The organism is Mucilaginibacter sp. P5_A6 (assembly GCF_056400585.1).
This window is the reverse complement of record NZ_JBFUKZ010000017.1, coordinates 1-17124: the sequence shown is the minus strand read 5'-3', so window position 1 is coordinate 17124 and position 17124 is coordinate 1. Positions and strand designations below refer to the sequence as shown.

The following is a 17124-nucleotide window of genomic DNA, read 5'->3' as shown; positions in this document are numbered from 1 at the left end:
CAGGCCCCCAAATAAGCGTGTATTTATTACACAGTGATGGGTTATAAATACTAATATTGTATTAGCCAATTAATCTGCCGATACATTTTTGCCCCTACATAATACGTTTTTATCATTAAGGATCAGCTTTTTATGTGGAATTTTTAATAGGGTATATTGCTGTGGCGAACGGTAGGTAATAAATTAAACATCAACTAAATCTCTCAAATAATGTCTTTAAAGTTAAAACTCACCTGTATTTTATTGATAGGGCTCAGTTTTGGGCTGTATTCATTTAAAAAGCCTGTACCTATGCAGCACGTACTGGTTTTTTCAAAAACATTGGGCTGGCACCATTCCTGCATCCCTTTTGGTATAGCAGCTATTCAAAAGCTGGGTAAAGAGAATAATTTTGAGGTGGATACCACTACCAATGCCGATGCTTTTACCGATGATAATTTAAAAAAATATGATGCCGTAATATTTAACTGCACTACCGGTAATGTGCTCAATGCTGTACAGCAGGCAGCCTTTGAACGCTATATACAGGCAGGTGGAGGCTACGCAGGCGTACACTCTGCTGCCGATACCGAATACGATTGGCCATGGTACGGCAAACTGGTTGGGGCCTATTTTTCAAGTCACCCAAATAACTCCAACATTCGGAAGGCTACTATTGATGTTACCGACAGAACAAATCCTATAACCGCAAACCTGCCCGCCCGCTGGGAGCGTACTGATGAATGGTATAACTATAAATCCATTTACAATGGCATTCATGTGCTGGCCAGTTTGGATGAGAATACGTATGATGGGGGCACCAATGGCGCAAATCATCCCATTACCTGGTTTCATGAGTTTGATGGTGGTCGCTCATTTTACACAGGCTGTGGTCATACCGATGAAAGTTACAGCGATCCTTTGTTCCTTGGTCAGCTGCTGGGTGGTATCCGGTATGCTATGGGTAATAGTAAATCGTTGGATTATAGTAAATCCTATTCAAAGGTATCGCCAGATCAAACCCGGTTTATAAAGACGGTGTTGGTTAGTAACATTGCATCCCCAATGGAACTGGCAACGGCTAAGGACGGGCGTGTGTTTTTTACCCAGCTGATGGGTAATTTCTCGGTCTATAATACCCACACCCGCCAGTTTAAGGTAATCCATAAATTCCCTATTACTTATGAGGGAGGGACAGGAGTTATCGGTTTAACGCTCGACCCTAAATTTGAAAGTAACCAGTTTGTATATATTTATTACATGCCAGCCGGGCAAACTATCGAACCGCTCAACTTCCAGCTCTCGCGCTTTAAGGTTAGCCCTGCAAATGTACTCGACCTGAAATCAGAAAAAATTCTGTTAAAAGTTCCTGTACAAAAAGTGAGTGGTGCTCACCATGGCGGCTCATTAGCCTGGGATAAAAATGGTAACCTGTATTTATCAACGGGAGACAGCTCGAGCCCTTTCCCGGCTGATGGTTATGCCCCGTTGGATGAGCGACCCGGCCAGGAGCACTACAGTTTAGATGCACAGCGTAGTGCGGGTAATACCAATGATTTTAAAGGTAAAATACTACGGATTCACCCCGAAGCTGATGGTACCTATACTATACCCGAGGGGAACCTTTTCCCTAAAGGCACGGCCAAAACCAAACCCGAGATTTATGTGATGGGCTGCCGTAACCCTTATAGAATAGCGGTAAACCCGGTAACTTCGGTGTTATATTGGGGCGAGGTTGGACCGGATGCGGGTAAAGATTCGCCGCGCGGCCCGCGCGGATACGATGAATTTAACCAGGCCCGCAAGGCCGGGAATTTTGGCTGGCCATATTTTGTGGGCAATAACTTTGCCTATTCGCATTGGGATTTTGTAACCAATACGCCGGGCCCAAATTTTGATCCCAGGGCGCCGGTAAATAATTCGCCCAATAATACAGGTTTAAACCTGCTGCCACCGGCTACACCAGCCATGATCTGGTACCCGTATGCTGCCTCTGACCAGTTTCCCGAATTAGGGATGGGTGGCAGGTGTGCTATCGGTGGTGATTTTTATGTGTACGATGCCAACATTAAAAACCCGAATAAATTCCCTGAATATTTCAGCGGTACATTATTTATGGCCGATTGGATGCGTAACTGGGTTATTAGCCTCAAGTTTGATAAGGATGAGAATTATCTCCGTAACGAAGCGTTTATGCCAGCCAATGGCGATTTCAGGCGGCCAATTGATATGCAATTTGGTCCTGATGGTGCATTGTATATGCTGGAGTATGGTTCTGTTTACGGTGCACAAAATGAAGATGCCCGCCTGGTGAAAATTGAATACAATACAGGTAACCGCGCACCTATTGCTAAAGCTGGCATTACAGATACGGCCATGCAATCCTACTATCAGCATACCAAATATTTGACGGCCGAATTAAAGGAAATGCCTGTAAAAAAAGAGATTTCGGGCCAGGCCCCGCTTAGTGTAAGCTTTAATAGCCGGGATAGTAAAGACATGGATGATGATGACGCAATAACTTACCAATGGTTGTTTGATGGTAAAACAGTAGGCGCAACAACTGCATTTGCAAGCTATGTTTACACTAAACCCGGTGTGTACAAAGCGATATTAAAGGTGAAAGATAAAGGGGGACTAACGGGCATGGATACCATAATGGTAAGAGTTGGTAATACCAGGCCTGTAGTAACTATTGCCAGCACTGATAACAAATCTTTCATCTGGAAAGGCCAGCCCTTTAAGTATAAAGTAATAGTGAAGGATAAAGAAGATGGCAGGATTGATCCCAAACGTGTAAAATTATTTTACATCTATAACCCGCAGCCATCTGCAGATGGTAAAACGGTGCAAAGCCTGGCAGCTTTATCGGCAACAGAGGTTAACTATCCGGGTAAGGCCTTAATGGCATCAAGCGATTGTAAATCGTGCCATATGATTAATAAACTTGCAGTCGGCCCAAGCTTTACGGCTATAGCAAACCGCTACAAGGCAGAAAAAGGCGCTACCGATAAGCTATCTAAAAAAATAATTGCAGGTGGCGCAGGCAGCTGGGGAACCGAGCAGGTAATGAGCGCTCATCCGCAATTGTCAAAGGCCGATACAAAAGAGATTGTAAGGTATATATTCTCTTTAACCGATAAGAAGGGCAAGGCGATGCCTTTACCTTTGAATGGCAGCCTTATCCTGAAATTTAACGATACCGAGCCACACGGACAGTACACCATACTGGCATCTTATACCGATAAAAGCGGCAAGGCAGTCGGTCCGCTAACGGGCACTGATGTGGTTACTTTACGCGCAGCAGATGTAAAGGCTATTTATGCTGATGAAGTGAAAGGCTTCAATCGTTATAATAATGATCTTTCGCAGGGCAGTCATAAGTCATTTGCATTATTCAGGGATGTCGACTTAACCAATATCAGGAAGCTTAGCTTTCAGTATGCATCTAAGGGCATTGACGGCGAGATTGAGGTTCGTATGGATTCCCAGGCCGGGCCGGTTATTTGCTCAACAGTTTATGGCGATACGGGCGGCTGGGATAAACAGGCCTGGTTAAGTGGTGATATACAGAAACCAATTACCGGCAAACATAATGTATTCATATTTGCTATTAAACGTACCAAACCAAACGACGGGATCCTAAAACTAAGCGATATCCGGTTTGATCAATAATATTCAATAATTAAGTAAAACGCTGGTCATGAAAAAATTACCTGTAATAACAATGGCTTGCCTGGCAATGGGTTTGCTATCAACACAAACTTTTGCCCAAAATGGCAAGCCGGTTTTTGTTGGGTCTATTGGGCTACAAGCCTATACTTTTCGCGGCAGTATGCCTAAAGCTACTATAGCTGTGCTGGATACCATCAAAGCCATGGGGATAACCGAGCTGGAGGGCCAGGAGCCCAAAGGCATGCCACCCGAAGAATTCAGGAAACTGTGTAATGAGCGCGGTATAAGCATTCCATCTATTGGTGCGGGGTATGATGATATTGTAAAAAGCCCGGGCGATGTTATTAAGCAAGCCAAGATACTGGGTGCCGAATATGTAATGGTGGCCTGGATCCCTCACGGTAAGGAGTTTACACTGGAGGATGCCAAAAAGGCTGTTGCAGATTTCAACAGGGTAGGGCAGATCCTCGCAGAAGCCGGACTTACCTTTTGTTACCATAACCATGGATACGAATTTGGCCCTTATGAGGATGGCACCCTGTTCGATTATATTGCCAAAAATACCAATCCCAAGTATGTATCCTTCGAGATAGACTTGTTATGGTCATTCCATGGCGGGCAGGATCCGGCTAAGCTGATAAACAAATATCCATCGCGCATTAAACTAATGCACCTGAAAGATATCCGCAAAGGTGTGGCCAATGACCTTACCGGGGGAACCGATACCAAAAATGATGTAGCATTGGGCACCGGGCAAATTAATATCCCCGAGGTACTAAAGGCTGCAAGAAAAGCAGGCATTAAGCACTATTTTATTGAGGACGAAAGCCCATCATACGCTACCCAGATACCGGTTACCATAGCCTATATCAAGAGCTTAAAATATTAAAAATGACTGAGGGATTAAACAGGCGGCAGGTATTAAAAAAGATGGGTTTAGCGGCAGGCGCGGCTGCGTTGGGCAGTAACGTTGCTGCATCGATTAAGGTGGATAAGAAAAACGATCATGGTTTTGCGTATTCGCTAAATATGAGCACTATCCGCGGTCATAACCTTGGTTTTGTGAAGGAGCTGGAAGTGGCCGCTAAAGCAGGTTTTACATCTGTAGAGATCTGGCTGGATACACTGCAGGCATATCTGCAAAATGGCGGTTCGTTATCCGAAGCAAAAAAAATCATTGACGGCCTTGGACTTAAGGTTGAGGATGCCATAGGCTTTGCACCCTGGATAGTTGATGATGATGCTATCCGGCAGAAAGCCCTGGTTCAGCTACAGGCAGATATGGATATGCTGGCTAAAATTGGTTGCCACCGCATAGCCGCGCCGCCTGCGGGTGCCACAAAACTGCCTGCTATTAACCTGGATACCATTGCCGAACGTTATAATGCCATACTTAAAATGGGTAAGCAGAGCGGTGTTATCCCACAGCTGGAAATGTGGGGAGGTTCGGTAAACCTTAAACGGGTGAGCCAGGTGCTGTATGTGGCAGCAGCCTGCGGCGATGCTGATGCACGCATTTTGTTGGATGTATTCCATATTTATAAGGGGCAGTCGCCGGTTGAAAGTTTGGCTTTTGTGGGTGTGTCCGCGCTGGAGATCTTTCATGTGAATGATTATCCTGCTGGTATCAGTCCTGAGCAGATCTCGGAGCCGGATAGGATTTATGTGGGCGATGGTATTGCTCCTATAAAGCAACTCCTGCTGTTGGCCAGGCATCCCGATAAACCTTTGATCATATCCTTTGAAGTATTTAACAAAGGCTATTACGGCCAGGATGCGCTTAAGGTAGCCAAAACAGCATTGAAAAAAATGAAGGCGGTGACGGCCTCAATTTAATAGTGCCGTGAATGAAGCGTTCCACCGGAACGGGTGGTACGCCCCGAACGGTGTGAAACGCATTGGGGCTGATAGTCAGTTGTTTAAGCTTTTCATAAGGCAGGGGTGGAACGCTATTTGTGTTGATTGTCAATGTTTTATATTTTTTTAAAATCGTGGTAAAAACCCAGATCCGTGTCTTTTTTCCCGAAAAAAAACCGACCTGTTTTGCTACCATAACAGCTTATTCGGTTTTTGCTTGTTTACACTTTTCGTGTACCTTTCACATACTTATGGATACCCTTATATTAAGTTTATTAATTAATTTCACGTAAGTTGATTTATATCCGGTTGTATCAATAATTATCGATCTTTAACGCCGTTTATTGGTATAGCTAAATATAATAAGCAGTACATGATGTTTATTTTCAATTTGATAAAAAGCTAAAAAACGGAACCTTTTAACCTCCACAGTTTATGAATTATAGAAAGTACCGGCACACTTTTATCCTTTCACTTTGCGGCGCTTTCGCCTTATCACCCGTGTGTTTAGCTCAAAAAAAGCGAACAACAGTGAAAACCGGGAATAAGGTTATTTTTTTTGATGATTTCTCAGGCAATAAACTTGATCGTACTAAATGGAATGTCGAAGTAACGGGCATGCATGTTAACGATGAACTACAGGCATACGTAGATACCACTTCTACCATATTTATAGTTAGCGGAGTAGCTGCAGAAGGCGCTAAAAACGGAGCCCTGGTATTGCGCCCACAATCGCTGCCGGGTTTTAAAACAAAGGACGGACAGGATTTTGATTTTATCTCGGGCAGAATAAATACCCGGAATAAATTTGATTTTATGTATGGCACCGCCGAAGCAAGAATTAAATTGACAGCAGGAGCCGGCCTTTGGCCTGCCTGGTGGATATTGGGCAATGGTATGTGGCCCGAAACCGGGGAAATAGATGTGATGGAATATGTGGGCGAAAAAGATTGGGTAAGCGCAGCAGTACACGGCCCCGGTTACAGCGGCGAAACCCCATTTGTGAACCGGCAATATTTTGATACCGGCAATGATGTTACCCACTGGCACGTTTACGCTGTTGACTGGACACCCGATAACCTTGATTTTAAATATGATGGTAAGCTAATGTTCAGGGTAAACAGGCATATGGCCGAGCACTATGGCAAATGGGTTTATAATAACAAAAAATACCTCATTTTAAATTATGCCTTAGGTGGCGCTTACCCTGTAAAAATTAACGGGGTAGCAACGCCTTATATCGGAATGCCTGCTGCAACTGTAGCGCTTATTAAAAAAAACCAGGTAAAAATGTTGGTGGATTGGGTAAGGGTTACTCAAAAAAAATGATTGTTCGTTTAAAAAAAGTGTCGTATATTTAGGATGTTGAATAGAAATGCAAAACGGACATTCTGAAAGTTCTTTAAATGAAACGTAACCCATCAGTGGCCCTAATGTTAGAGAAAAGAGGGTGTTAGCAAAATTATTAGACGCCTCTTTTTATACCGCTTGATATTCATCAGCATCCAAATATAAAAAAGAACAATTTAAGTTAATAATGTTAGTTTACAAGCAAACCATTTTAATTGTTTTGTGTATATAGAGGGATATTTGCCTTTCTTATAAGAATTTTAAGGCCTTATATCGTAGGTTGTAATTAGCTTACTCTTTTGAAAGAGTTGTTTCAACCTTACCCATTGTCAAAAACACTTAAAACTAAAAGGTACTAAGGTTAGATGAAAATTCGTTTACTTCTGTTTGTTTTTTTATTTATTATATCTCTGCATGGTTATGGCCAATCATGTTCATTAAGTGTAAGCATTTCATCTTCAGAACCTGCAATTTGTTCAGGTAATAGTGTTACGTTAACCGCTAAAGTTACGGGGGGGAGCGGCAACTATACTTATGCCTGGAGTACAGGTGAAACCACAAACCCAATCTCTGTAAATAAAGCCGGTAAATATTCAGTAGTTGTTACCGATAATAGTTCGGGCTGCAGTGCTTCCCAAAAAGATTTTCCTATGTCCGTATCGCCAACACCAGATGCGCCAATTGCCAGAAGCGTTACTGTTTGTGCCGGTAATAGTGCACATCTTGAAGCCACCGCACCCGGAGGCAGTTATCAATGGTATGATGCGGATGGTAATTTTAAGCATGCCGGTGCAACTTATGATACAGATCCCGTTACGGCTTCCTCTACATTTTATGTTCAAACAACTGTAAACGGATGTACAAGTTTAAGAACTGCAGTTCAGGTAAGGATTCCTAACAGGCCCGGTCATACAGATGCTGAAGCATGTTACGGCAGTCCGGTTACCCTATCTGTTAGCGGCGGCGATAACTACAGGTGGTATACTTCGCCAACATCAACGGCTGTTGTGCATACGGGAGCATCTTTTTCTATTGCTTCATTAAGGGTAACTATTACATATTATGTGGAAGCAGATATAAATGGCTGTACAAGCCAGCGTACGCCGGTAACTGCTACCGTAATTCCTCCGCCTCAACCGCCTGTAATTGGTAATGTTCCAGGCATTTGTTCGGGATCCTTGGTGAGTTTACATGCTTCTGCACCTGCGGGGATAATTGAGTGGTTTGCTGAGCCGGCTGGTGGGGTACCTTTAATATCGAGCCCGGATTATACCACACCTGAGCTTACCACGACTACAACTTACTATGTACAAACTACTGTAAATGATTGCCAAAGCACCCGTGCCAGGGTTGTAGTGCAGGTAAACCCTATTCCGGTTGCCCCCTCATCGCAAACACTTACTACCTGCTATGGTGCAAGTGTTCATTTAACGGCCTCTGCTGCACCATCAGGAACCTATCAATGGTATGCCGATGCCGATGGCAGACAAATGGTAAATGTGGGAAACAATTATGATACACCACCCATTACACAGGCAATTACTTATTATGTAGCTAATATTAATTCAGGATGTATGAGCACCCTTAGCCCGGTGAATATAACCGTGGACTCAATTATTCGCTCTCCATCAGTGATTGCACCGCTCACGTGTTACGGCTCTACTGCAACGCTCACCGCAACGTCTCCCGGCGGCGAATATAAATGGTATGCCACAGCAACCGACAACAATGTTTTATATACCGGCGAGGAGTTTGTAACTCCTCCGTTAACCGCTTCAACTACTTTTTATGTTCAAACTACAGTTGGGGCATGTAGCAGTGAGCGGATTGCTGTAACTGTTCCTGTTATCGCGCAGGTAACTGCTCCTGCTGTTGCCCCTGCAAGCATATGTGAAGGCAATGAGGCAACGCTTACGGCAACAGGACCTAACGGCGATTATACCTGGTATGACAATGCTGCCGGCAGTAATTTGCTACAGGTCGGGAAAGTGTTTGTAACTCCATCTTTATTGGCTACTACAACCTATTATGTACAGGTAACCGTAAACGGTTGCCAAAGCAAGCTTACACCGGTAACCGTAACCGTAAACTCATTGCCATCAGCGCCGGTGGCCGGGAGTGAGCCAGCAATTTGTTCAGGTGACGGGGCTGCGCTTTCTGCCAGCGTTACGGGAGGCGGGACTATTAGCTGGTTCGAAACAGAATTTGGTGGGCAATCAGTTCATTCAGGTAATACATACACAACACCTCCTTTATCTGCCGACAAAACTTATTATGTTCAGAACAACTTAGGTTCATGTAGTAGCGCCAGGACAGCTATAACTGTGCACATAAAAAAAAATACTACAACCTTCAAGTATTCATCTGGTACGTTTACTACTACGGGAGCAGATCCCATCCCTGTAATATCTAATCCTTCTGCAGGTACTTTTAGCGCTTTACCAGCGGGCATGGTGTTTATTAATAACACCACAGGACAAATTGATGTAAGCGCGACCGCCGTAGGGAAGTATAAAGTTACATTTACCGGCAGTGGCACTTGCTCTGGCACATATAGTGATTCTGTTAGAATTACAGACAAGCCCAAAACAGATTTCTCATATGCACGCCCTTATTGCCAGGATGGAACCAATCCATTACCGATTTTTGCTCTGGGAGCAAATCCCGGGGTTTTTACAGCATCGCCGGCAGGCCTTGTTTTTGTAGATAAGAATACGGGAGAGATAAATTTGAGTAGTAGTAAACCCGGAACTTATACTGTAACTAATACTATCCCGGCCTCCGGGAGCGATCCGGAGGTATCATCCACCGCACCTGTAACTATTAATGAAGGGGTTGTGATAAGTGCAGGCCCGGATAAAAGTGTGCCGACGGGTACACCAGTTACTTTAGATGGAAATATAAGCGGTGGTGCATCGGGTGCAACATGGTCGGGTGGAACCGGTCAATTTTCTGATTTGACTAATCTTCATGCTGTGTATACCCCTGCTGCAGGAGAAAGCATCGTTAAACTAACTTTAAGATCGGACGACCCTGCCGGACCCTGTGGGCCTAAATCAAGTACTGTTACCATCACCTTTAATACAACGCCGCCAGCGCCTACTGCGCAGCCAGGTTCTGTTTGTTTGGGTGACAGCACTAAATTATTCGCAACAGCGCCTGGCGGTACTTACAGGTGGTACCAGGATGCCGTGGGGGGGAGTACGCTTCATACAGGAGCTGCATTTCAAACTCCCCAGTTAACAACCAGCACAACCTATTACGTTGAAACAACTTTAAACAGGCTAACAAGCCCGCGTACTTCTGTCCCTGTAACCGTTAATGGCCCGCCGGCAGCGCCAATTGCACCAGATACACTTACTATTTGCAGCGGTAGTATCGCAAAGCTAAAGGCAAGTGGCTCCACAGGAACCTATCAGTGGTATACTAAAACTGCCAACGGTCAGTCGAAATTACTTTGGGTTGGCGATACGTATACAACGTCGCCATTAACTGCCACTACTAATTATTTTGTTCAAACGGTAAATGGAAAATGCGTTAGTCTTCAAAAACAGGTAGTTGTAAAGGTTAATCCGGTGCCAACCATAACCAGTAAATCATTTGATTTTGCCTGTAGTGGCAACCCGTTAAATTATACCATAACGGCAAACCTGCCTGGTGCTACATTTACATGGAGCCGTAAAGCTGTAGCCGGCATTAGTAATGCCGAAGTAACTGCCCAGGCGTCGGCTACAATTACCGAAACATTAATAAATACAACATCCAGGGCTATAAATGTAAATTATGTAATTACACCTGTTAATGACAGTTGCTCCGGGAAGTCATTAAATTATGTAGTCACTGTTTATCCTACACCTGCAGTTGTCAGTTCCAAAAGGGACACAATCTGTTATGGTACTACAGCAAATTATGCCATAAAATTCAATACTCCAGGCATAATATTTAATTGGAGCAGGGAGGCAGTACCTGGCATAAGTAATGCGGCAGTATCCGGCCAGGCCGCTGATACCATACGCGAGGTTTTATTTAATACCACTAACGCACCCCTTGATGTTACTTACACCGTTAATTATAAAACAAGCAATTGCCCCGGAACACCATTTAACTGGGTAGTTACCGTGAATCCACAGGTTAATATAACCGGCGATACTTTAAGTTTGGCCTGTAGCGGCATACCCCAAAATTATATCATTACATCTAATATACCTACGGCCACATTTACCTGGCAACGGGATCAGGTACCTAAGATAAGTAATCCCGCAGTTAGCGGACAAACAACATCCACAATTGACGAGACTTTAATAAATACCGGAACGTCTGATGTTAATGTAACATACATTATAACACCAATGGCTTTTGGCTGTACGGGGAAACCTTTTTTACATATGGTGAATGTTGGCCCCAAGCCAGTTAAACCTGTAGCTAACAGCAACTCCCCGGTTTGTGTAGGAAATACGATACAGTTAAACACTCCTTCAAGGGCAGGGGCTACCTATATGTGGACGGGCCCAAACGGATTTTCATCAACATCACAAAAACCTGATATTCCTGCAACAGAGGCAGCAGCAGGCGTTTATAATTTATTTGTTACCGTAGGCGGCTGTACAAGTGATGCCAGCCCTGTTACTGTACAGGTAAATCAGCCACCGGTAGCAAAGGCAAATGGGCCGGATATTGCTTGTACCACTGTGAAATCTATAACACTTACGGGATCGGTTTCAGGGGGAACTACAACAGGAGTTTGGTCATCAAGCAACCCTTTAGGTAAATTTTTGCCATCCCCTAACACAGTTGGAAGCGTGCAATACATTCCAACGGATGACGAAAAAGTTGAAGGATCTGTTACCATTACTTTATCATCTACAAGTACAGATGATTGTACTATAAGTACTTCATCAATAGTTATAAAGTATGGGCAAGAGCCCGGGGCCGATGCAGGACCTCAAAACATGAATGTTTGTTCGCAGGATACCCGCATACCATTGACGGGTAAAGTGCTTGTACCGGGAGGTACCGGTTTCTGGACAACTGCGGGCGATGGTACATTTGAATCTGTAAACCAACCCAATGCCGTTTATTTACCAGGTGATAATGATAAAAAAAGTGGTTCTGTAGTTTTAAAGTTCAATGTAAATAATGCCGGCCTGTGTTATACACCGTTTGATTCCGTTAAAATAACATTCTTTGCCCCGCCGGTACTTACTACAGAACATAGAAGATATGTTTTGAAGGATAAGCTTATCACTTTACATCCAACGGTAAGTGATGAAACTGTTACTTATCTATGGACACCAAATATTGGCATGAGCGATGTGCATGTTAAAGATCCGGTTATAACGGGAGACATAGACCGTACCTACACACTTGTAGTAACCGATAGTTTAGGATGTACCGCTTCGGATACTACGCGTATAGTGGTATCGCCGCGTTTATTTGTAAACAACGCTTTTTCTCCTAACGGAGATGGAAAGAACGATACCTGGGAAATAACCGGCCTGGTGGCTTTTGAGAATTCAACGGTTGATGTATACAACAGGTATGGCACCCAAATATTTCATTCAAAGGGCTATGGGGTTCCGTGGGATGGCAATGCTAACGGGCAGCCGGTACCAGCCGGAGTATATTATTTTATTGTTGATACCAAGGTAAGCAACCAAAGATTTACAGGTTATGTAACTATTTTGAGATAGCCATTAAAAAGCTAAAAGCACAAAGCAGAATGCACAAAGCAAAAAACTAATGATTTGATTATTAATCATATAATATTGATTTGTGTGAAATTATTTAATATGGTATTTAATATAATCGTTGGTGATAAGATTATAGTTGTTCGGAAGATTATAAAAAGCGGAGGATATGCGATTCCTTCCTTGCGGAAGGTGGCAATCTCAATAAGTTAAGAGGCTGAGGCTGACAGGTGACTCCATGGGAGCAAAAGCTTGGTAGCACAGATAAAAAATTGACCTTTGCGTGCCAGAGGTACGCTACCTAAGGTTCCGTACTTCTGGCACGGAGCTCCATCTTTTTTTTCTACAAAGCTATTCCCCCGCAGGGGGGGAGAAAACACTTTTTAGAGCAGGTCTTCTTCTTTTACAGTCCCGAGACAGAGCTTTTTCTGGTGTATATTATTTACTAGTTTTTTAAGTTCGTGAACAGTCGCATTGCTGTCACAATTTTCTTGCAGCTTTTTGTTGATAATATTCAGATAGGTTTATGAAGCGAGGCCTTTTTTAATAAGCTTGAGGTCTTGTATAATATTGTCAATAAAAGACCACTCACTATAGTTCATAATATACTTTTCTTCTAATGTTGCACAACGAACAAAACCATCGCCGTCTCCTTGATAAGTTTTGTAAATTTCTATATGTTTTAGTGTAACCATAACCATTTAACTAAGTAGTAAATAATTTCGTTTCCTTTTTCCTTTTGCACTTTGTTGGTGATAACATAGATGGGTACTTAATGCCTACGCTTAATAATACCTTTTGCTTAATGCTAACCCAGTATACTCAACAGATCTGTTTTTGATAACGATTGAAGGAACGAAGAACCTGTGTTTACCAGGTTATCTGCTAAACTTTTTTTGAATTCCTGCATCTGCATTATCCTTTCTTCAACGGTATCCGGGCAGATCATCCTTACAGCAACCACATTTTTATTTTGGCCAATGCGGTGCGAACGGTCTATGGCCTGGTTTTCAACAGCAGGGTTCCACCATGGGTCAACTATATAAACATAATCTGCTTCGGTTAAATTTAAACCGGTGCCGCCCGCCTTCATGCTGATAAGGAATACGCTTATTGCCGGGTTATTTTGAAATTCGTTTACTACAGCCTCCCGGTTACGGGTACTGCCTGTAAGCCAGCTAAAACCAATTTGGCGGTTAGTTAATTCTTTTTTGATCAGCTCAAGCATCGAAACAAATTGCGAGAATACCAGTATTTTATGCAGGGGTAATTTGCTTTCAATCTGCTCCATCAGCATATCTATTTTCGCCGATTCATTTCCGGGTGGTTTTTCACCGGTAATTAACAATGGCGAATCGCATACCTGCCGTAATTTTGTTAGTCCCTTGAGCACGTTCATCGGCGTTTTTCTTAATTCATCGCTTGTTGTGGCCGATATAAACTCACGGAACTCCTTTTCATAGGCATCATAAATTTTGCGCTGTTGCTCCTTCATTTCGCAATACAATACCATCTCGGTTTTTTCGGGCAATTCTGCGGCCACCTGCTGCTTGGTTCGTCTTAAAACAAAGGGTTTTATTTTGTTTTGAAGTTCTGTAGCCCGTTTGTAGTTTTTAAATTTATCAATAGGCACGGCATAAATATCTTTAAAGTACTGTTTGGTTCCCAACAGGCCAGGGCACGCAAAAGACAGCTGCCCATAAATATCAAAAGTATTGTTTTCGATAGGTGTACCCGTGATGGTAATTCTGTTACGTGATTTTAGCAAACGTGCAGCTTTATAACGCTGCGAATCGGGATTTTTGATTTGCTGCGATTCGTCAAGGAAAATATAATTGAACTGGTAGTTTTTTAAAAAGCTGATATCGGCAAGCAAGGTGCCATATGAGGTAAGGATTATTTCATACTGGTTAAAGTCGCTGATACTTTTTATCCTGTCAGCACCATAAATGGTATGGATCCTGATGGATGGCGCAAACTTTTGCATCTCGGCCTGCCAGTTAAAAATAAGCGATGTAGGTACTACCAGCAGGTTGGTATTGTGATTTGCTTTTTTTCTCTGCGATAGTACAAAAGCGATGATCTGCATGGTTTTACCCAGGCCCATATCATCAGCCAGGCATCCGCCGAAGTTAAAATCATCTAAAAAGTTAAGCCAGTTTAACCCCTGTTTTTGATAGGGGCGAAGGGTAGCGTGTAACTCCGGTGGAACTTCAATATCAGTTATCACATCAAAATTTGATAGTTTTTCGCGGTATGTTCTTAGTTCGGTCTTAACTTCCTCGTCCATTACCTGCTCATCAAATAGTTCGGCAATGGCCGTGTAATTGATTTTATGGACACTTAGTATATCTTCATCGATTATTTCGCCGGCATTAAAATATTTAGTGAACTTTTCTATCCATTCTACAGGCAGTATACCTAATGTTCCATCATCCAGCTGCACGTATTTACTTTTGTTACGTACCGCTTTTTGTACTCGTTTTAAAGTAGTTTTTTTATTGCCAAACTTAACACCTATCTCGGTATTGAACCAGTTGATGCCACTTAGCACTCTTATGGTGATATTTACTTTGTTAGGGTTAAGTTTATTTCCTTCCAGCTCGTTAAACCCTAAAACTGTAATACCATGCTTTTTCCAATCTTCAAATACGTTTAAAAACCAATCTTCCTGCAAAAAATGTCTTTTATGCAGGTAAAAGTAATGCAGGTCATTGTCCACTTGTTCGGCAAAGTAGGGGTGTTGTTTAATAAGCAGGGCGGTCAGCTCAATTTCGGCTTCGTCGTCCCGCTTTACAATAAATTCCATGCCTTTATGGTCAACGCCGTGGATCGTCCGCTTTGTACGTACAGGTATTTCGGCCTCGCCATAGCGCATAACGGGGATGATCATTACATGGCTGCCAAAATCCGACAGGTAAATGATCTTTTCGGTTTCGCTGGTAAATCCCTGTTGTTTTAACTGAACAGTGGTGGCCGGTTTAATATGCTGGTAAGCAATGCTTATCCTGTCTTCGAGTTTGGTTAACAGGTGTGTTTTAAACTCTTTGTATTTAGAATGATGGATAAGCAGGCTTTCGGGGCGCTTCCGCATCAGGTCGATAATGCCTAATAACTGCATATTATCGGCAAGGTAAAGTGTATCGTTAACCAAAATAAAATAGGTAAACTTGATACTCAGGTCTTTTAGCTGATATAAAATCCCATTAATTTTAAGCTGCCCCGAAAATTCATAAAATGGCCCCTGGGGCTTAATGTTAAGGTTAATATCATGGGGAAGTAAGCCCACTTTTACGGGCGCTACCGAAGCTGCCGTAATATTATCAGATACATCGCTGTTATGATAATAAAAATCATACTTCAATGGATTTTTAACAATGGCCCGCAAAGCTAAAATATCTGCTGTCGACCTTTTAGCATTGACATGATTTTGAAATTTATTAACCCCGGTAAAAAACTTCAACTGCTCATGATCCTCGGTTTCCCAGATGTGATCTAAAGGATTTACCGGTTTTAAAGGATTCTTTATTTTACCATCTTTAGTAGTTTGGGCCTGATAAAGCTCAATAAAAAGGTACTTGTAATACTTATGCTGTTTTAAAACAACACAAACAGTTTGGCCGGTATCATCTGTTGATTGCTCAGGAGCGGTAATTTGCGGCGCCAGTACCATTTGACTGTACGACGCTAAACTTTCTTTTGTAACAGGGATAAGCGAAGCTAATTTGGGGCGGATTTCGGCTTTTTTGTCCTCGTAACTAACCCCAAAAAATGCATCAAGATCGGTTTCATTTTCAAGGCCGTAATCGTGGGCTGCTTTTCTGAGTTTATCATCCCTTAAATACGCATCATAAAAAATACGCAGCTCGCTTTTTTTAATAATGGCACTGAGCACCAAGGCCTGGTGCTCACAAAGTTTATGATGAGGGAAGTTGCAGCCGCAGGTGAGTAACAACTGGTTGTTTTGCTGAATTAGAGTTACCACAGGAAAGTTGGCCGCATTGTACTCATGGCCAAATGTGCCCTGGTTTATTGTTATTAATTGTGGAATAATATGTTTATAACCAGAGGGATGGTTATCAAATCCGGCTTCTGATCTTTGGAGTATTATAGTTTCGGTAATAGCAGCAAAAGGTATATCATCTATAATGTAGGTATGTCCATCAAAATCATCTTGCTGTATATCCGTTGCTATATTCACTAAGTTTCCCTTACTGCTGTATGTGGTAAATATCCTAAGAAATGGGGAGACTTACGAAACTGAATGAGATTTATTGCCAGTTACAGCATTGTTTTTGGTGTTTTGAGAGTGACGAAAAAAGGGACAGCCAGGGCTTGCTGAAGAACAAAAGGCATCATGTTTAGCCAATCGCCCTGTATTATAATTCAAAAAAAGCGGAAATCACATGCCGGGACTTCATTTTTAGCTGCTTAATATTTCGTTTAAAAAACCTTTTGGTTAATTATTATGCAAATATGTAAATGGTGATTGAGCTATTTTACATCTTTTTGTGTAAAAAACCGGTGCTGTTTACAATTTGGGCTTCAATCGGTGTATACCATAGGGTATTGGAAA

General features: G+C 42.6%; 6 protein-coding genes. 5 read left to right on the top strand and 1 reads right to left on the bottom strand.

The window, feature by feature from the left end:
• Positions 1-210: 210 nt before the first annotated feature.
• The 5 genes from AC1DO4_RS17495 to AC1DO4_RS17475 all read left to right on the top strand — a co-directional run bounded on the left by AC1DO4_RS17495 (position 211) and on the right by AC1DO4_RS17475 (position 12551).
• Complete coding sequence (locus AC1DO4_RS17495; RefSeq protein ID WP_477418104.1) at positions 211-3654, top strand: ThuA domain-containing protein; 3444 nt, start codon at positions 211-213, stop codon at positions 3652-3654.
• A 28-nt stretch (positions 3655-3682) separates the two neighbouring features.
• Positions 3683-4543, top strand: a complete 861-nt coding sequence (locus tag AC1DO4_RS17490) for a sugar phosphate isomerase/epimerase family protein (protein WP_477418102.1) — start codon at positions 3683-3685, stop codon at positions 4541-4543.
• Between the two features lie 2 nt (positions 4544-4545).
• Positions 4546-5490: a sugar phosphate isomerase/epimerase family protein gene (locus AC1DO4_RS17485; RefSeq protein ID WP_477418100.1), complete on the top strand. Its 945-nt coding sequence runs from the start codon at positions 4546-4548 to the stop codon at positions 5488-5490.
• A gap of 456 nt (positions 5491-5946) precedes the next feature.
• The gene (locus AC1DO4_RS17480) at positions 5947-6840 is read left to right on the top strand and encodes a glycoside hydrolase family 16 protein (RefSeq protein WP_477418098.1); all 894 of its coding nucleotides are present in this window, start codon (positions 5947-5949) and stop codon (positions 6838-6840) included.
• 386 nt (positions 6841-7226) lie between these two features.
• Positions 7227-12551, top strand: coding sequence for an Ig-like domain-containing protein (locus AC1DO4_RS17475; protein WP_477418096.1), 5325 nt, complete (start codon positions 7227-7229; stop codon positions 12549-12551).
• An 805-nt stretch (positions 12552-13356) separates the two neighbouring features.
• Here the strand turns inward: AC1DO4_RS17475 and AC1DO4_RS17470 are convergent.
• On the bottom strand, positions 13357-16749 hold the full coding sequence (locus AC1DO4_RS17470) for a DEAD/DEAH box helicase (protein ID WP_477418094.1): 3393 nt from the start codon (positions 16747-16749) through the stop codon (positions 13357-13359).
• Between the last annotated feature and the right edge of the window lie 375 nt (positions 16750-17124).

What these genes read in the sequence shown, in the direction of transcription:
- AC1DO4_RS17495 (WP_477418104.1), top strand. Translation starts at nt 211, where the DNA reads ATGTCTTTAAAGTTAAAACTCACCTGTATTTTATTGATAGGGCTCAGT.
- AC1DO4_RS17490 (WP_477418102.1), top strand. Translation starts at nt 3,683, where the DNA reads ATGAAAAAATTACCTGTAATAACAATGGCTTGCCTGGCAATGGGTTTG.
- AC1DO4_RS17485 (WP_477418100.1), top strand. Translation starts at nt 4,546, where the DNA reads ATGACTGAGGGATTAAACAGGCGGCAGGTATTAAAAAAGATGGGTTTA.
- AC1DO4_RS17480 (WP_477418098.1), top strand. Translation starts at nt 5,947, where the DNA reads ATGAATTATAGAAAGTACCGGCACACTTTTATCCTTTCACTTTGCGGC.
- AC1DO4_RS17475 (WP_477418096.1), top strand. Translation starts at nt 7,227, where the DNA reads ATGAAAATTCGTTTACTTCTGTTTGTTTTTTTATTTATTATATCTCTG.